General features: G+C 73.1%; 11 protein-coding genes and 1 pseudogene. 5 read left to right on the plus strand and 7 right to left on the minus strand.

Going from position 1 to position 18,004, the window contains the following annotated elements; all coding sequences use genetic code 11:
• Positions 1–12: 12 nt before the first annotated feature.
• Both H7965_RS02105 and H7965_RS02110 read right to left on the minus strand, forming a co-directional pair.
• On the minus strand, positions 13–1,908 hold the full coding sequence (locus H7965_RS02105; protein WP_186768879.1) for a putative bifunctional diguanylate cyclase/phosphodiesterase: 1,896 nt from the start codon (positions 1,906–1,908) through the stop codon (positions 13–15).
• Positions 1,905–2,180: a hypothetical protein gene (locus H7965_RS02110; RefSeq protein WP_186768880.1), complete on the minus strand. Its 276-nt coding sequence runs from the start codon at positions 2,178–2,180 to the stop codon at positions 1,905–1,907. The genes H7965_RS02105 and H7965_RS02110 overlap by 4 nt, the downstream gene beginning before the upstream one ends.
• A gap of 158 nt (positions 2,181–2,338) precedes the next feature.
• Here H7965_RS02110 and H7965_RS02115 point away from each other — a divergent pair, with 158 nt between their 5' ends.
• The 5 genes from H7965_RS02115 to H7965_RS02135 all read left to right on the plus strand — a co-directional run bounded on the left by H7965_RS02115 (position 2,339) and on the right by H7965_RS02135 (position 7,016).
• Complete coding sequence (locus H7965_RS02115) at positions 2,339–2,899, plus strand: CvpA family protein (RefSeq protein WP_186768881.1); 561 nt, start codon at positions 2,339–2,341, stop codon at positions 2,897–2,899.
• An 8-nt stretch (positions 2,900–2,907) separates the two neighbouring features.
• Positions 2,908–4,389 (plus strand): amidophosphoribosyltransferase, encoded by a 1,482-nt coding sequence (gene purF, locus H7965_RS02120; protein ID WP_186768882.1) that lies wholly within the window; start codon positions 2,908–2,910, stop codon positions 4,387–4,389.
• Positions 4,390–4,456: 67 nt separating this feature from the next.
• A complete protein-coding gene (locus H7965_RS02125) occupies positions 4,457–5,191 on the plus strand; it encodes an SDR family NAD(P)-dependent oxidoreductase (protein ID WP_186768883.1) in 735 nt (244 codons plus the stop codon).
• A 7-nt stretch (positions 5,192–5,198) separates the two neighbouring features.
• Positions 5,199–6,026 carry a 23S rRNA (adenine(2030)-N(6))-methyltransferase RlmJ gene (locus tag H7965_RS02130; RefSeq protein WP_186768884.1) on the plus strand — a complete coding sequence of 276 codons (828 nt, stop codon included), beginning with the start codon at positions 5,199–5,201 and terminating at the stop codon, positions 6,024–6,026.
• Positions 6,027–7,016: an NAD(P)H-dependent glycerol-3-phosphate dehydrogenase gene (locus H7965_RS02135; protein ID WP_186768885.1), complete on the plus strand. Its 990-nt coding sequence runs from the start codon at positions 6,027–6,029 to the stop codon at positions 7,014–7,016.
• Positions 7,017–7,175: 159 nt separating this feature from the next.
• On the opposite strand, the pseudogene H7965_RS02145 reads toward H7965_RS02135, so the two are convergent.
• From H7965_RS02145 to H7965_RS02165, 5 genes and pseudogenes are all read right to left on the minus strand, one after another.
• Positions 7,176–10,850: pseudogene (locus tag H7965_RS02145) on the minus strand (cellulose synthase subunit BcsC-related outer membrane protein).
• On the minus strand, positions 10,847–15,370 hold the full coding sequence (gene bcsA, locus H7965_RS02150; RefSeq protein ID WP_186768888.1) for a UDP-forming cellulose synthase catalytic subunit: 4,524 nt from the start codon (positions 15,368–15,370) through the stop codon (positions 10,847–10,849). Before bcsA ends, H7965_RS02145 begins: the two are co-directional and overlap by 4 nt.
• A complete protein-coding gene (gene bcsQ / locus H7965_RS02155) occupies positions 15,352–16,179 on the minus strand; it encodes a cellulose biosynthesis protein BcsQ (protein WP_186768889.1) in 828 nt (275 codons plus the stop codon). Before bcsQ ends, bcsA begins: the two co-directional genes overlap by 19 nt.
• The gene (locus H7965_RS02160; protein ID WP_186768890.1) at positions 16,179–16,694 is read right to left on the minus strand and encodes a hypothetical protein; all 516 of its coding nucleotides are present in this window, start codon (positions 16,692–16,694) and stop codon (positions 16,179–16,181) included. Before H7965_RS02160 ends, bcsQ begins: the two co-directional genes overlap by 1 nt.
• Positions 16,695–16,785: 91 nt before the next feature.
• Positions 16,786–17,811: a glycosyl hydrolase family 8 gene (locus tag H7965_RS02165; RefSeq protein ID WP_229682392.1), complete on the minus strand. Its 1,026-nt coding sequence runs from the start codon at positions 17,809–17,811 to the stop codon at positions 16,786–16,788.
• Between the last annotated feature and the right edge of the window lie 193 nt (positions 17,812–18,004).

The raw sequence follows: 18,004 nt of genomic DNA on the forward strand, positions 1-18,004 counted from the left end.
GCCCGTTCGCCTTCAGGCGGGGGCCACCGCCAGCGTCGGCACCGCCTGGTCTCGCAGCAGTGCGGCGAATTCGCGAGGAGGCATGGGCCGGCCGAACAGGTAGCCTTGCGCCTCCTCGCAGCCCTCCCGCCGCAGCGCCTGCAATTGCCCGCTGGTCTCCACCCCCTCGGCATTCACCCGGATGCCGAGGCTGTGGCTCAGCCCGATCACCGCGCGGATGATGGCGGCGGACTCGGCGCTGCGGTCCATGCCGCGGACGAAGCCGCTGTCGATCTTCAGCTTGTCGAAGGGGAATTGCCGCAGGTAGCTGAGGCTGGAATACCCCGTGCCGAAGTCATCGAGCACGATCCGCACGCCAAGCGCCTTCAGCCGCCGCAGCTTCTCCAGCGTCTGCTCGCTGTCCTGCAGCAGCGCGCCCTCGGTGATCTCCACCTCCAGCCGGCGGGGGTCGAAGCCGGTCTCGGCCAGGATGCGGGCGAATGTCTCGGCCAGGTCGCGCTGACGGAATTGCAGCGGCGAGACATTCACCGCGATCCGCAACGGCGCCCAGCCGACGGCTTCCAGGCAGGCCTGGCGCAGCACATGCTCGCCCAGCGTGCCGATCAGCCCGGTATCCTCGGCCAGCGGGATGAAATCGGTCGGCGGCACCGCGCCGCGCTCCGGGTGGTGCCAGCGCACCAGCGCCTCGGCACCGATGATCCGCGTGTTGCCCAGCTCGACCTGCGGCTGGAAATGCACCGCCAGCTCCCCGGCCGCCAGCGCCTGGCGCAGGTCGCCTTCCAGGGAGCGGCGGGCGCGTAGCTTGTCGTCCATTGCCGGCTCGAAGAAGCAGGCGCGGTTGCCGCCCTCCGCCTTGGCGGCATGAAGCGCGAGGTCGGCGGCGCGCATCAGCTGGCCGGGATCGGCGGCGACGCCGGCATCGCCGGGCAGGGCGATGCCGATACTGGTGCCGATTACCAGTTCCGTCCCCTCCAGCCAGATCGGCTGGCGGATCGCCTCGATCAGCCGCTCGGCAATGCCGGCGGCGTCTTGCCGCACCGTCACCGGGTCGATGATGACGGCGAATTCGTCGCCGCCGAAGCGGGCCAGCGTGTCGGTCTGGCGCAGCGCGCCGCGGCAGCGCGCGGCCATTTCCCGCAGCAGCCGGTCGCCGGCGGCATGGCCCAGCGTATCGTTGACCTCCTTGAAGCGGTCGAGGTCGATGGTCAGCAGGGCGAAGCTGCTGCGCAGCCGGCAGGCCTCCAGCACCTCCTCCAGCCGGCGGTGCAGGGCCACGCGGTTCGGCAGGCCGGTCAGCGCATCCTGCTGCGCCATTCGGTGCAGGTCGGCCTCGGCCCGCAGCCGCTCGGTCACGTCCTCGAAGGTGGTGACAAAGCAGCCATCGGGCAGTTGCCGCCGCCTGGTGATCAGCGTGCGCCCGTCCGGCAGGGCCAGCCGCTGAGGTCGCAGCTCGGCGCCGTGGCGCGGCTGCAGGGTACGGGTCAGCGCAGCGGCGATCGCCGCCTCCCCGCCCTCGGCCAGCACGCTGTGGCGCAGCATCTCAGCCAGCGGGGTGCCGAGCCGGACCACGCCGTGCGGGACCCGCAGCAGCTCCAGCAGCCGGGTGTTCCAGACGATGCAATGGCCAGCCGGGTCGTAGAGGCAGAGCCCGTCCGACATGTTCTCGAGCGCCGCGGTGAAATGCATGTTCTGCTGCGCCAGGGTGGCGACCGAGGCTTCGAGGCTGGCATTGGTCTGGTCCAGCTCCTCGGCCATCAGCGCGCTGGCGCGCTCGACCCGCAGCCGGTCGAGGTCGGCATGGTCGTAGGTGGTGGCGACCAGGGCGAGCAGCACGTCCAGGTCGACCGCCCCATCAGCCTGACGGGCCTGGGCCAGCTGCCGGTCGAGCAGCCGATGCCGGGTGGTCATGCGCCGCGCCCGCCGGGCAGGGGGGTCGCCATGGCTTGGTCGCGCTTCTCGATACCGTCGGCGCCGCGGTCGGTGATCCCGTCGGCCGGGACATGCCCGCCGCTGCGGCCGAACAGAAGCGTCTCCGGTGCCAGGGCACGCAATGCGGCGTGGCGGAGGCCATCCCCCAGCGTCGCATCGTCGCCGAAATGCGTTGCGAACTCAGGGCCAAATTCGATCCGCCGGGGAGACCAGCCGATGGTCGTGGTCCAGGTCAGGGTGGCCGTCTGCATGCGCGCTCCCCGGGGTTCCGCAGCGTGGTGGCGGTCCGGCAAGCGACACAATGTCGAAGCTCGGATGAATCCGTGGTTACGAAGCCGGAGAGGGACGCTGGCGCTGGCGGTCCCGCCACGTGGACTCCCCGCCCCCCCGCCGCTATATCCGGCCGACGATGACCTGGGTCGACGGGGTGGTAGTGGCGGTGCTCGCCGTCTCGGCGGTGCTCGCCTTTCTGCGGGGGCTGGTGCACGAGGTGCTGGGGGTGGGTGCCTGGATCGGCGCCGCCGTGCTGGCGCTGGCGCTGCGCCCGCAAGTGGCGCCGCTGCTGCAGGACACGGTGGAGCCGCCGTGGCTGGCGGATGCGCTGGCCAGCGGCGGCGTCTTCCTGGTGGTGCTGCTGGTGCTGAAGCTGATCATCGGCGCCATCGCCCGGCGGGTGCAGGATTCGATGCTGGGCGGCACCGACCGTGCCCTGGGGCTGGTATTCGGCGTGGCCCGGGGTGCCTTTCTCGTGATCCTTACCTATATCATCTGCGGCATGCTGCTACCCGCCGCCGACCGATGGCCGGAGCCGGTGCGCGACGCCCGATCGTTGCCGCTGGTGATCGACGGCGCCCGTTGGCTGGTGGCGCAGCTGCCGCCCGAATACCGCCCCCGCGTGGCCGAGCCCCCGGTCCAACGCGGCCCGACCCTGGATGACTTCATGCGACCGCCGGCCCGCAACCGGACGTGAGGACCAGCATGCCCGACATGTCCACCCAACCGTGGTCCGGCGAGGATGACAAATTCCACGAGGAATGCGGCGTCTTCGGCGTCTGGGACGCCACCGACGCTGCGGCGCTGACCGCGCTCGGCCTGCACGCGCTGCAGCACCGCGGGCAGGAAGCGGCCGGCATCGTCGCCCTGGACGACGGCGGCAGGTTCCATGCCCACAAGGGCCAGGGGCTGGTCGGCGACACCTTCTCCGACCCCAAGATCATGGCCGGGCTGCGCGGCCGCGCCGCCGTCGGCCACAACCGCTACGCCACCACCGGCGAGACTGCGCTGCGCAATGTCCAGCCGCTCTACGCCGATTTCGCCTTCGGTGGCTTCGCCGTGGCGCATAACGGCAACCTGACCAATGCACTCGGTCTGCGGCGCAACCTGGTCAACCGCGGCTGCCTGTTCCAGAGCACCACGGACAGCGAGGTGTTCATCCACCTCATCGCCATCAGCCTCTATTCCACCGTGGTCGACCGGCTGATCGACGCGCTGCGCCAGGTGCAGGGCGCCTACAGCCTGGTGGCGCTGTACAATGGCGCGCTGATCGGCGCACGCGACCCGCTCGGCGTCCGGCCGCTGGTGCTCGGCCGCTTCGGCGGCGCGGATGGCCAGCCGCCGGCCTGGGTGCTGACGTCTGAGACCTGCGCGCTCGACATCGTCGGCGCGGAGTTCGTCCGTGACATCGACGCCGGCGAGATCATCGTCATCGACGCCCAGGGCGTGCACAGCATCAAGCCCTTCGGCAAGCAGCAGGACCGCTTCTGCATCTTCGAATACATCTACTTCGCCCGGCCGGACTCGGTGGTCGAGGGCACTCCGGTTTACGAAACCCGGAAGCGGATCGGCGCCGAGCTGGCGCGCGAGAGCGGCGTCTCCGCCGATGTGGTGGTGCCGGTGCCGGACAGCGGCGTGCCGGCAGCGATGGGCTACGCCGCCGAGAGCGGCATCCCCTTCGAGCTCGGCATCATCCGCAATCACTACGTCGGCCGCACCTTCATCGAGCCGACCGACCAGATTCGCAATCTCGGCGTCAAGCTGAAGCACAGCGCCAACCGGCCGATGCTGGAAGGCAAGCGGGTGATCCTGGTGGACGACAGCATCGTCCGCGGCACCACCAGCAAGAAGATCGTCGAGATGGTCCGCGCCGCCGGCGCTCGCGAGGTGCACATGCGCATCTCCTCCCCGCCCACGACGCACAGCTGCTATTACGGAATCGATACGCCTGAACGCGCCAAGCTGCTGGCGGCGCAGCACGACCTGGACGAGATGGCGCGGATCATCGGCGTCGACAGCCTGGCCTACATCTCGCTGGACGGGCTGTACCGCGCGCTCGGCAAGCCGGGGCGCGACCCGGCGAAGCCGGTCTATTGCGATGCCTGCTTCACCGGCGACTACGCCATCCCGCTGACCGATACCCAGGACAACAACGACAAGCAGCTTTCCCTGCTGCAGGTGGGATGATGGTGCGCTTGGCTGAGGGTTATGTCGCGCCGGTCGCCGGCGCATCCCGCATGACCGGCGCCGCCCGATGAGCGCCGCCGAGGACGCGGCGCGGCCGCTTGAAGGCTCCGTGGCGCTGGTCACCGGCGCTTCCCGCGGGATCGGCGCGGCGGTGGCGCTGGAGCTGGCGCGGCTCGGTGCGCATTGCGTGCTGACCGCCCGCACCCAGGGCGCGCTGGAGGAGCTGGACGACGGCATCCGCGCCGCCGGCGGCACCGCGACGCTGTTTCCGCTCGACTTGGTGCGGGATGCCGACAAGCTCGACCTGCTGGGGCCTTCCATCGTCAACCGCTTCGGCCGGCTGGACCTGCTGGTGCATGCCGCCGGCGTGCTGTCGAAGCTGACGCCGGTCGCCCACATCATGCCGCGTGACTGGCAGGAAGCGGTGGCGGTGAACCTCACCGCCTGCTGGCGGCTGATCCGCACCTGCGACCCGCCGCTGCGCGCCGCCCCGGCCGGGCGGGCAGTGGTGGTGACCGATGGGCTGGTGGCCGAGCCGCGCGCCTATTGGGGCCTCTACGGCTTTGGCAAGGCGGGGCAGGAGCACCTTGCGCGGTCCTGGGCGGCCGAGGTGGCGAACACCAAGCTGCGGGTGAACCTGTTCGACCCGGGCGCGGTGGCGACCAAGCTGCGCGGCATGGCGATGCCGGGCGAGGACCCGACGACATTGGCGCAGCCGGCCGATGTGGCGCCGGCGATCGCCGCCCTCTGCCTGCCGGCTGAGGTGCGGAATGGCGCGGTGGTGCGTTTCCCCGGGCGGTGACGCCGCCATGAACTACCGCCACGCCTTCCACGCCGGCAATTTCGCCGATTGCATGAAGCACGCGCTGCTGGTCTGGCTGCTGCGCGCCCTGGCTGCCAAGCCGGCCGGCTTCGGCGTACTGGATACTCATGCCGGGCTTGGGGCTTACGACCTCTCGGCATCGGAGGCGGAGCGCACCGGCGAATGGCGCGCCGGCATCGGCCGCCTGCTCGACATCACCGAGGGGCCGCTGGCGGATTACGTCGAGCTGTGCCGCGCCGCCGGCGCCCCCGCCGCCTACCCCGGCTCCCCGGCACTGGTCCGCGCCCTGCTGCGGCCGCAGGACCGGCTGGCCGCCTGCGAGCTGCACCCAGAGGACCACGCCACGCTGCGCGCCCGCTTCCGCCGCGACCCCCAGGTGGCGGTGCATCTGCGCGATGGCTGGGAGGCGCTGAAGGCGCTGACGCCCTTCCCGGAGCGGCGCGGCCTCATCCTCATCGACCCGCCTTTCGAGCAGGAGAGGGAATTCGATCGCATCGCCGCTGGTCTCGGCCTGCTGGCCCAGCGGATGCGTGGTGTGGTGGTGGCCTGCTGGTACCCGATCAAGCACCGCGCCCCGGTGCGCGCCTTTCACACCGCGTTGCAGGAGGCCGGGCTGCGCGACCTGATCGCCGCCGAGCTCTGGCTGCGGGAGCCGCTGGACCCACAGCGGCTGAACGGCTGTGGGCTGCTGGTCGCCAACCCGCCCTGGCGCTTCGAGGCGGAGGGCGGTGCCATCCTCGCCGCGCTGCTGGACCGCCTGGGCACGGGCGAGCCGGGCCAGGGCTGGGGCATGGTCCGGGTGGCGGAGGAGTAGATGCAGGACGGCCGGCGCATCGCGGTGCTGGGCGCGGGGGCCTGGGGTACCGCGCTTGCCATCCAGGCGGCACGGGCCGGGGCGGCGGTGACGCTCTGGGGCCGCGATCCGGCGCGGGTGGCGGCAATGGCGGCGGCCAGGGAGAACGCCCGCCACCTGGCGGGCCTGCCACTGCCGCCCGGGGTGGCGCCGACCGCCGATGCCACCGCCGCGCTGGCAGGGATGGGGATGGCCGTGCTGGCGGTGCCGGTGCAACACCTGCGCACAGTGCTGGCCAAGTTGCCACGGCCGCTGCCGCCCGTGGTGGTGGTGGCGAAGGGGGTGGAGCGGGACACGCTGCGCCTGCCGCTGGAAATCCTCGCCGAAGCCTGCCCTGGCCTGCCCGTGGCGGTGCTGTCCGGGCCGAATTTCGCCCATGAGGTGGCCATCGGCCTGCCCGCCGCGGCGGTGGTGGCCAGCCTGGATCCGGCGCTGCGGGAGCAGGCGGCGACATGGCTCGGCTCGCCCGGCTTCCGGCTCTATGGCGGGGATGATCCGCTGGGGGTGCAACTCGGCGGGGCTACGAAGAACGTCATCGCCATCGCCGCCGGGGCGGTGATCGGCGCCGGGCTCGGGGAGAACGCCCGGGCAGCGCTGGTGACCCGAGGGCTGGCAGAGCTGTCGCGGCTGGTGGTGGCGCTCGGCGGCAGGGCGGAGACGGCGGCGGGGCTGTCCGGCATGGGCGACCTGCTGCTGACCGCGACCGGGCCAGGCAGCCGCAATACCTCGCTCGGCCTGGCGCTTGGCCAGGGTAGGACGGTGGCGCAGGCGCTGGAAGGCAGGGTGAGCGTGGCGGAGGGGGTGGCGACGGCGCCGGCCCTGGTCGCACGCGCCGCGGCGGCGGGGGTGGAACTGCCGATCTGCGCCGCGGTGGCGGAGCTGGTGGCCGGGCGGCTGACCGTGGCCGGGGCGATGGGGCAGTTGCTGGCGCGGCCGCGGCGGGATGAGTGAGGCTGCTCTACCTGCCGCAGGGCCAGACTGCCGAATACCGCCTCCGCTTGCCCGTCATCCGGGTCTCACAGGCGGACCGAGCTTGACCTCCTGCCCGAGATCCGGGGACCACTTCAGCCATCAGGCTCCGGCCATGTCGCTGGCCGCGTGCCTCACGCTCTACTCCGTCCGGTAGCGGAGGTAGACCAGTCCGCGCGCCTCGTTCCAATCGGCGGCGCGGTCGTAGCGGAACAGCCCGCCGAGGCGGAGTTGCGGCGTCAGCGGGTATTCGATGTCGCCGCGCAGCCCGCCGATCACCCCGGTGCGGTTCTACCCCGGCCGCATCGCCACCAGGGTCGGGTCGCCGGCCGAGGCGGCGACCAGCTGGGCCTGCCGGCCAGGGTCGCCCGGGAAGACCGGCGACGCATCTTCGCGGAAGCTGGCGACGCCGAGGGTGCCGCCGATCCGCCAGGACAGATCGCCGCTGCGCGCACGGTAGTCCACCGGCAGGTTCATCGCGGCGTAGCGCTGCGGGCTGAAATACCCGCCATGGCCCAGGCTGAAATCGTGCAGGTTCTTGTCATAACCGAAATACACCAGGTCGAGCCCGGCGGTCAGCGATTCATCCGGCCGCTGGAAGACGGTGTAGCTGGCGCCGGCCCCGGCCTCGATCCGGCTGTTGTCGACGACACCCCGGCCGGCCAGGGCCGAATAGCCGCCGCCAAGGTAGAAATTGATCGGCCCGCTGGCGAATTCGAGCTGTGCCCGGCCGCCGGTGCGGGTCACCCCGCCCCAGACCTGGCCGGTCAGCGGGTCGCGCACGCCGGCCCAGGACAGCACGCTGTCGGTCACCGCGCGGCGCTCGGCAAGCAGCCGCAGCCGGACGTTGTCGGACATCCGCGGCGCCACCTCCATCCCGCCCACCACATTGGTCTCGTGGAAGCCGAGCGGCGTGGTGCCGACATCGGCCGAGAAACCGCCGCGCTGGAAGCCGAGGCCGAGGCCGACGCCAGCCGCCGATTGATCCCCCGCCGGCTGGCCGCCGCCGGACCCGCCTAGTGCATTGCTGCCGAGACGGCGTTGCACCTGGACATGGCCGCCGAGGTCGCCGGCGGTGATGGTCACCGGCGTCGCCCGCACCGCCAGCCTGCCACCCATGGCGCTGGTCGAGGCCTCGAGCTGCGCCCCCATCTCGGTCAGCCGGTCGAGCCCGCCGCTGCCGGACCGGCTGCGGCCGATCGCCGAGACCATGACGCGGGGCGCCGTCTCCTCCCGCACCGCCGCCAGTTCGCGGGCGATCTCCGCCACCATCGGGTCGCCCGCCGGGGCGGCGATCTCCGTGTTGAGTCCGGCCGGACGCGGCCGGAACGGGTTTTCCAGCGTCGCTTCACGTGGGAAGGGCTGGCCCGGCCCGCCGGCGGTGCGGCCAAGCTGGGCGCTGCGCCGCGCCGCCGCCAGCTCCAGCGCCTGCAATGCTCGCGGGCCATCGCCCGCGGCCCGGGCGATCCGAGCTTCCATTAGCGCCACCCGCGGCTCATTCGGGCTGCGGGCCTGCGCCTCGGCCAGCAGCGCCTCGGCCCGGCGGAGGTCGCGCGCCGCCAGCGCCGCATCGACCACCGCGGCGCGGGCATCGAGGTTGCCGGGATCACGGGCCAGCACCGTCTCGGCGATACGCGCCGCCTCGGCCGGCTGCCGCGCCCCCTGGTAGAGCCGCGCCAGGGCCAGGTTGGCCGCCGGATCGGCAGGGCTGCGCGCCAGCACCGGGCGCAGCCGCTCGAAGCCGCCCGCGGCATTCCCCTCGGCGTTCAGCCGGTCGCTGCCGCGCACCGCCAGGCCGGTCTGCAGCGCCTGCACCTGCCGGCGTTCCTCGGTGCCCAGCCGTGGCTCGGTCTCCAGCCCGGCGAGGATGGTCTGGGCCGGACCCTCCCGCCGCGCTTCCAGCAGGGCGCCGGCCAGGGCGAGCCGCAGCCCCGGGCTCGGCGAACGGTTGGCGGCCAGCGCCGCCCGCGCAGCCTCCTCGGCGCCAAGGCCATCGCCAGCCTCGCCGAAGGCGCGAACCACGGCGGCGGCGGTGGTGCCGGAAGGGTCCGGGCGGACCGCCAGCGCCATCAGCCGGGTCCGGCCCTCCGGCACCCCGGCCCGGACCAGGGCGGCGGCCGAGGCGACCTCCCCGGCACTGCGGGCGCGAGCGGCCAGCCGGGTCATGTCCTGTGTGCGGCGGCCGGGCGGGATGCGGTCCAGCAGCGCCGCGGCCTCCGCCTGCCGGCCCTCGTCGGCGGCAAACAGCGCGGCGGCGAAGAGCGCATCCGGACCTGGCCGGCTGCCGAGCTGCGCCTCCATGACCGCCCGCGCCTCGGCGGTGCGGCCCTGGCCGGAGAGCCGGCGGGCGAGGTCGTAGCCGACCCAGGGATTCTCCGGATCGCTCGCCTGGGCGGCACGCAGCAGCGCGATGGCGGTCTCGTCATCGGCCTGGGCGGCCTGCTCGCGCAGCGCATTGGCGCGGTTCGGCGGCGCCGGCGGCGCGGCGGCGGCCTGGCGGCGGGCGATGGCTTCGGCTTCGGCCACCCGCCCCTGCAGCCTGAGCGCGCGCTGCAGCCCGGCCAGCGCCAGGCCGAAATCGGCGCGGCGGGCCAGGGCGGTGCGGTACAGCGGCTCCGCCGCCGCGGCATCGCCGCGGCGCAGCAGCACGTCGCCGAGCAGCGCCTCGGCATCCGCCCGGTCGGTCACTTCGCGTGCCACGGCGCGGCGCAGCGCCGCCTCGGCGGCATCGGCGTCATTGGCCCGCAGCCTGGCGCGGGCCTCGGCCAGCTCGGTCGCATAGGCGGCGGCGTCCAGCGCCGGACGCCATTGCGCGGCATTGCCCGGCGCCTCGGCCGTGGCACGGTCCAGCAGCGCCTGCGCCTCGGCATGGCGGCCCTCGCGCAGCCGCACCACGCCGAGCCCGCCCAGCGCCTCGGCATCGCGCGGGTTGGCCGCGATGGCCTGTTCGAAGGCGGCGCGGGCCTCGCTCAGCCGGTTGCTGTTCAGCCGCTCGAAGCCGCCCTGGCGGGCGAGGTCGGCGGGGCTGGCGCCGGGCGGCGGCGCCTCGGCCTCTGCCAGCCGCTGGCGGATGGCGGCATCCTGCGGATGGCGTTCCAGGAAGCTGCGCAGCGCCGGCACGGCGGCGGCATTCGCCCCCTGCCAGAGCAGCGCCTGGCGCCAGGCCGCGGCGGCGGCTTGGCCGACCGAGGGATCCTCCGCCAGCCGGGCCAGCATCGCCACGCCCTCGGCGCGGCTGGCCTCCCGGTAGCTGAGCACCTGGGCATAGGCCAGCCGCTGGCGCGGGTTGCCGCGTGCCGCCAGGGCGGCGAGCCCGTTCCGCGCCTCGGCATAGCCGCCCTCGGTGCCGGCCAGCACCAGATAGAATTCGCCGGCGAGGAAATCCGGCGGGGCGCCGGCGCCGAAGACCTCGCGGTAGCGCGCCACCGCCTCGGCCGCGCGGCCGGCCTGGGCGAGGCGACGGGCCTCCGCCAGCCCTTCTCGGTCCAGCCGGGCGCCGCGCAGCCCGGCCTCGGCATCCTGCACCCGCGCATCGCCGGCCGGGACGCCCTGGCGCAGCCGGGTGAGCAGCGCCTCGGCCGCCGTGGCATTGCCGAGCTGGGCCTCGGCCCGGGCGGCGCCGGCCAGGGCCGTGGCATTGGTCGGCTCGGCAGCCAGGACGCGCTCGAAGCTGCGCAGCGCCAGATCGGGGCGGTTCTGCTCCTGCCAATGGGCGCCCTGGCGCAGCAGCGCGCCGACCGCGCCATTCTCCTGCGCGATGGCCGGGCCGGCGGCCAGCGCCAGACCCAGCAGGGCGGTGCTCCAGCCCCGGCTCACGGGCTGCGCGCCCGCAGCCGGCGCAGGGTGATCCGCCGCAGCGCGCCGCGGATCGGCAGGCCGATCAGCAGGCAGGCCAGCGCCAGCCCCAGCAGCATCACCTCCGGCCGGTTGCCGAGGTAGTATTCCGGCCAAAGCCAGAAGGGCAGCGCGCCGTGCTCGTAGCGGCTGCCTGTGGCGAAGCTCTCGACCTTGCCACCGGAGAGCACGGCGAGGTCGCCCTGGACATGCGGCTGCTGCCGCGGGTCGCGCAGCGCCGCCGCCATGGCCTCGACGCCGGCCGGCGCCGCGCCGGTGAGCACCACCACGGATCGCCCGGCCCGCAGCGGGGATTCGAAGCCGATGAGGGCGCCGAAGCCCTCGGCCGGGGCGTCCAGCCGGGTGGTGGCACGGGCGCGTTCCTCGACCGCGGCGCTGCCGCCGGGGAAGAGGCGCCCGAGCACCAGCAGGCGGCTGGGCAGCGCCAGGGTCATCCGGTTGCCTTCCAGCCGCACCGGCGCCGAATCCCGCAGCAGCTGCGACAGCCCGGCGTGGCGGCCGAGGGTGCCGAGGAGGATCAGGTCGCGGTCCGCGACCTCCCGCATCCCGGCCGGGCCGGTCACCATGATGCCGGACGCCGGATGGCCGACGATCGCCGCCATGCGCCCGAGCAGATCCAGCATGGCTGAGATCTCGGCCGGCTGCGGTCGCTCCGGCAGCACCACCGCGGTCTCGGACAGGTCGGCAAGCCGAGTGAAGGGGAAGCCGGCATTGCTGAACAGCGCAAGGTTCGGCAGCACGGCGAAGCGGTGCGCGCCGGAGATGTCGATGTTGCTGTCGGGGTCGATGGAAGCGTTGATGTCGCCGGGCACTGCGCCGCACTCGCCACGGTTCAGCGGCCGCATGTCGAAGCGCAACTGCAACTCGTTGCCGCCGGAGAGCAGGAAGGGCGGCAGGCTGGCGCTGGCGGTCTCGCGTTCCCGCGGCCAGCCGAACCAGCCGGCGAGCTCGGATATCGGCCAGGCCGGCAGCGCCGCCCTGAGCGGCAGGCTGCGCAGGTAGGTGCCGCTCAGAGCGATGTCGAGGCGGGAGACCGAGGTGTCGATCACCGGCCCGGGCGGCGGCCGGAAGCTCAGCTCCACCGGCACGCCGCGGGCGCGGGTGAAGTAGAGATCCGGCGCGGTGCGGACCGGAATGGCGACGGCGCCGGGGGAATAGCCATGCGCCTGGAGCTGCTCGGCCGACACCAGCTCGCCGAACCGCACCGGGCGGTCCGGCCGCAGCCAGCGCGGCGCATCATAGGGCAGGCGCGGCGCGGCCTCGGCCGCCTCCACCAGCGCCTGCGTGCCGGACAGGGTGGCGCGGCCGAAGGCCAGGCCGGTGGCGGCCACGGCGGCTTCGGCCGGGGTGCGGCCGCCGATGACCAGGATCTGCCCGACCGGATCGTTTGGATTGGGCAGCAACGCCAGGGTCGGCCCCTGGAAGGCCGGCAGCTCGAGGCCGGGGATGCCGGCGCCGCCGGCGACCACTGCCATGGCGTTGCCGTGGGCCGGCAGGGCGCTGGAGACCGGGAAGCTGGCGCCGCGGTATTCCGCCAGCATGCCGAACCAGGACGCGGCGATGGCGGTGGCGCGCAGGATCTGGCTGCCCGGATCGGCGGCCAGCAGCACCGGCAGGGTGAGCGGGCCCTGCAGCTCGCGCCGATCTAGGAAGGGCTCCGGCAGGCGGGACAGGTCGCGCGGCAGCGGCAGCCGCTCCAGCGTCATCCGCAGGGTGGACAGGTCGGAGACATTCGCCCAGAGCAGGCCCGAGAGCGCGTCGTTGCATTCCTGGGTGTAGCGGCCAGAGAAGCGGAAGTTCAGCCGGTTCAGCTCGGTGAAGAACAGCGGGCTGAGGGGGAATTCCAACGGCCCGAAGCTCGGTCGCCCGCGTTCCGGCTGGACCGCGCCGATGAACTCCTCGTTCAGGGTGATGGCGATCTGGCTCAGCTCCGGCAGCAGCCCGGGCGAGGTCGCGCCGGAGATGCTGAGCCGGGCCGAGGTGACGACCTCATCGGCGCGGATGCCGAATTGCACGCCTTGGAGGTCGGAGATGCCACGCAGCTGCATCGGCCCGGATACGCCGAGTTGGCGCAGGGTCCGGGTGATGGTGCGGGTGGTGGCTGCGGCGGCCGGGGCAGCTTGCGCCGGGGCCCCGGTGGGCACCAGGCCAGGCGGCGGCGGGATCACCACCGGCGGCGGCAGGGTGAGGGGCGGGATGATGGTGGTGTCGCCAACACCCGGCCGGACCGGCTGCGCCAGGGCGATTCCCGGCAGCAGCAGGGCGGCCAGGACCGCAGCCGCCTGGGCCCGGCGCGGCCGCAGCACTTCCGTACGGCGTTCCTGCGGCGGCGTGGCCTTGGCCGCGGGCGCGGCCGGCCGGCGCGGCTGCACCGGCACCGGCCCCCGCCGGCCACGCAGCAGGTTCCACAGCTGGGACTGGCCGACGAAGGCGGCGCTTACGCTGCCCACCACCTCGGCGAGGGCGCGCAGCGGGCGGTCCCGGCGGTGCTGGTCCCAGCCGACCCAGGCATCCGCCCGGCCCATGACGGCGCGGACGATGTCGCCCTCCTCCGCCAGGGTGCGCGGCGCGAAGGCGAGGGAGGCGGCGGCGCCCTCGGCGCGCAGCACCCGGATGCGCGTCGTCACCCGCTCATGGCCGAGGTCGAGCTCCAGCGTCGCCTCCCCGGTAGCCGGCATGTCGCCGCCGGCCAGGGTGAGCGAGGCGCCGCCCAGCGAGACATCGCTGGTGGTTCCCTCGAGGCGCCGGCCATCGGCCAGCAGCAGCGTCGCCGGCAGGGTCGCCAGGGTGCGCGACCGGGCCCGCACCTGCCGCCGCTCGCGGCCGACCGCGAGGCTGGCCAGCACCGGCACCAGGCTGAGCAGCGCCCAGCAGCCGTTCAGCAGGAAGGCCTGGAATTCCAGCGACCCCGTCGGGTTGGTCAGCACGCCGTGCAGCCCGACGCCAAGCCCGGCCAGCAGCAGCAGCGCCAGCACCAGGTTCGGCCAGACCGCACGGATGTCGTAGTATCCCTCCGCCAGCAGCCCGCCCTTGTCGGTCACGTTGAACTTGCCCTTGCGCGGGTTGAGCAGCGTCACGATGGTCAGCGGCACCAGATAGAGCGCCAGCGAGGTCTCGTAGATCTCGCTCCAGAAGGAGTGCCGAAAGCTGCCGGTCAGTCGGCTGCCGGTGGCGACGGCATGCACGATGTGCGGCCCGGCATAGGCGATGATCGCCAGCGGTGAGGCGGCGATGACGTTCTGCCCCAGCAGCAGGAAGGCGAGCGGCGAGGTGAGGAAGACCACCCGCGGCAGCGCGAACATGAAGTGGAACATCGAGGAGAAGTAGCAGAACCGTTGCGGCAGGCTGAGGCCGCGCGCCAGCAGCGGATTCTCGACCCGCATGATCTGGATCATGCCGCGTGCCCAGCGCATGCGCTGGCCGATGTGGATCAGCAGCCGCTCCGTCGCCAGGCCGGAGGCGAGCGGCAGGCGGATGTAGGCGGTGTGCCAGCCGCGCTTCTGCATCCGCAGCGAGCAGTGGCAATCCTCGGTCACCGTCTCATGCGGGACGCCGCCGACCTCCTCCAGCGCGGTGCGGCGGATGACGGCGCAGGAGCCGCAGAAGAAGGTGGCGTTCCAGAGGTCGTTGCCCGGCTGGATCAAGCCGTAGAACATCAGCCCTTCGTTCGGCACGTCGCGGCCGGCGGTCAGGTTCCGCTCGAAGGGGTCGGGCGAGTAGAAGTAGTGCGGTGTCTGCACCATCGCCAGCCGGCGGTCGCGCAGCAGCCAGCCGAGGGTGAGCTGCAGGAAGGCGCGGGTCGGCACATGGTCGCAGTCGAAGATGGCGATGAACTCGCCATCCGTCTGTTTCAGCGCATGGTTGATGTTGCCGGACTTGGCGCCCTTGTTGTCCGGGCGGATGATGTAGCCGGCGCCGCAGGCCTCGGCGAAGGCGCGGAATTCCGGGCGGCGGCCATCGTCCAGGATGTAGACGTTGAAGCGGTCCTCCGGCCAGTCCATCGCCAGCGCGGCGAGGACGGTCGGCTTCACGATCTCCATCGCTTCATTGTAGGTCGGGATGTAGATGTCGACCGTCGGCCATTGCTCCGAGTCTTCCGGCAGCAGCACCGGCTTGCGGTGCAGCGGCGCCAGGGTCTGGAAGTAGCCGAGGAACAGCGAGATGCCGGCGTAGATCTCGGCCGCCACCAGGCCGAGCATGAAGAAGCCCTGCAGCGGCGTGTCGAAGGCGATGGTCTCGGTCAGCCGCCAGTGCAGGTAGCGGATGGTGACGGCGCAGGACAGCACGACCAGGAAGGTGGAGGCGGCCGAGCCGCGCCGCCGGTTCACCACCAGGAACAGCAGCAGGCAGCCCAGGGCGAAGATCGTTTGCCGCCCGGCATCCAGCGGCACGAAGAGGATCGGCGCCAGCAGCAGCAGGCCGCCAATGGCCGAGAGCCCGGCGAGCCGGCCGCCCGCGGCCGTCACGTCGAGACGCCCCACTTGGCGCTCCATAAGGTGGTCGCCGTGGACGCCGGCGCCAGCGCCGGGACCGGCAGGGCGCGGTCCACCACACAGGCGATATCCGCCAGATCCGCCGCCGCGCGGCTGGCTGGCGCGTGATCCGCCAGCAGCTGCTGGCAGGCCAGCGCCTCGGCCACCGCGGGGTCGCGGGCAATGGCGCCGACCAGCCGCGGGCCGAGCGTCTGCGCCAGCGAGCCGGCTACCTCCGAGGCGAGGCGGGAGCCGGCGTCCACCTCATTCACCACCACCCGGAGGCGGGCGGCGAAGAGGCTGCCCAGCGTGCCGCGGCCGAGGAACCGGCCACTCTGCAATTGCGGCAGTTGGGCGATGCTGCCGCCGTCGGCGAGCAGCGCCACCAGCACCAACGCCGCATGCGGCACCAGCGCGGCGAGGGTGCGGGTGGGACCGGGCGGGGTATCGGCGATGACCAGCAGCCCCGGCTCCGCCAGCATGGAGGCCAGCGGCGTGTCGAGCAGCGCGGGGTCGCGCTCCAGTGCCGTGGTCAGCGCCAGCGCCTCCCGCAGGTCGACGGTGCCATGCGGCAGCAGCCGGATGCCGGGCGCGACCTCCCGCGCCAGGGCGCGCCAATCCGGCCGCCGCGGCAGCTCCGCCGTGAAGCCGGCATGGTCGTCCAGCGGAATGCCGAAATGCAGGCGCAGCGCATTCTGCGGGTCGAAGTCGATCGCCAGAACCTGGCGCCCAGCCCGCGCCAGGGCATGGGCGAGGTTGGCGGCGATGGTGGTCTTGCCGACCCCACCCTTCGGCGAGCTGATGCAGACCAGCGGCATCAGCGGCTGGCCAGTGCCGCGGCATGGACTGCCGGCAGCAGTGCGAAGCCGCCGGGACGCGGGGTGGCGACTGGTGCCGGCGGCACCGGCAAGGCCGGTGGCGGGGTGGCGGCCGGGCTGGCAGAGGCATCGCCGAGCGCCTGCCGCAGCAGGCTGAAGCCGGCCGTGGGCCGGATCTGGGCCGCCACCGGGGCCGCCTCGACCGGCACGGTCACTGCCGGCGTTGGCGCCGGCGGGACGATCACCGCCGGGGGCGCGCCGGCAACCGTCAGACGCGGCAGCGGCGCCAGGGGCAGCGGCAGGGCCATCACGGGCGGCGGCACCGCCAGAACGGGGTCGGGCCCGCGGCCCGGCACCGGCTCCTCCGGCGGTATGACCGTTGCCGTCTCGGCTGGTGGGGCGACTTCGGGGACCAAACGGACTGCCCGGTTGCCGAAGCTGCGATAGCGGAAGCCGCGCAATCCGAACGACAAAATCAGCCGGGCAACATCACCCTCACCCGCCGACAGCGTCATATAGGATTTTCCCCTGGGATACGCCCATCTTAAAGGGGGAAGATTACCAGTGTTCTTCTAGCAAACGCTGAATTCCTGTAACCCAGCCCCTTCAGGCGGGGCTCAGCACCGTAGGCAGGCCGCGGTCGGCGCAGGCCAGCGCCACCAGCAGCCCGAGCGAAGCGGCGTAGTAATCCGCCGCACCCCGCACCGGCGGCAGCGGCACCGGCCGTGCATTCCCCACCAGCGCCGCGATCGCCCGCACCCCGCCGGAGGCGGGGTATTCGGCGACCGCATCGGTCCGCAGATCGGCCCAGGCCGGCATGGTCGGAGCAGCCCAGAAGGCCCCCGCCGCCCCCACCGCCGGCTCCGTCGCATGGCCGCCCCAGGCCAGCAGCAGCGGCACCCGCACCGCGTCGAAGGAGAAGCGCGGCGGCCAACGGGTGGGCAGATCGGGGCGGCCGCCAGCCCGCGGCAGGGACAGCCAGTCCGGCGGCAGGCCCCAGCGGCCGAAACGCGCGACGCGCAGGACCGCCAGCGCATCCGTCGTCAGCCGCTGCCAGCGTGGGTCAGGCACCGCCTCGGCCAGCGCGGCATAGGCCGGGAACACGAAATAGGAAGGGTTGACGACCACCTGAGTCGCCGTCTCGAAGCCGTTCAGCCCTGGCAGCAGCACCCCTTGGCCCGCCACATCGCGCCACAGCAGGCGCAGCAGGTCACGGCCGATCGCCACTGCCAGGGCTCGCAGCCCCGGGTCGCCCCAGCGGGCGGCGCCGCGCAGCAGCGCCCAGGCGATATAGATGTCGCCGTCGGTAGCGTTGTTGGGATCGTCCACGGGCTGCGCCACGTTCGGGCGCCAGCGCCAGGAGAACAGCGCGTCGCCGCGCCGCTGCAGGTTGCGCCGGGTCCAGCCGAGGATCCGGTCGAAGCTGGCGCGATCGTCGAAATGCACCGCGAAGAGCAGTGCCCAGCCCTGGCCTTCGGTGTGCGAGACATTGCCGTTGCCAGTATCGACCACGCGGCCTTCGGGCGCCATGAAGCGCTGCCGGAAGCCAATCCATTCCGGATCGTGCCGTCCGGCGGCGGCGGGTGCGGCGAAGGCCAGGGGGAGCAGCGCGGCAAGGCTTCGCCGGGACATGGGCAAGGGCATGATGATGGCGCTGTTCCAATCGGGGCAGCGCTGGGCGCCGGCGGCCGGATGCTACCCTGTAATCGTCCCTTACGGGAAGCCTGGGTTGCATCCGGACAACGCACTACCCGCAAAACGGGCGGGCCCCGGATGACCTGCCGGGCCATGCGCATGCAGCCCGGTAACCGCAGCAAGCGCATTG

Origin of the sequence: Siccirubricoccus deserti, assembly GCF_014283215.1 — a bacterium.
Classification (GTDB): domain Bacteria; phylum Pseudomonadota; class Alphaproteobacteria; order Acetobacterales; family Acetobacteraceae; genus Siccirubricoccus; species Siccirubricoccus deserti.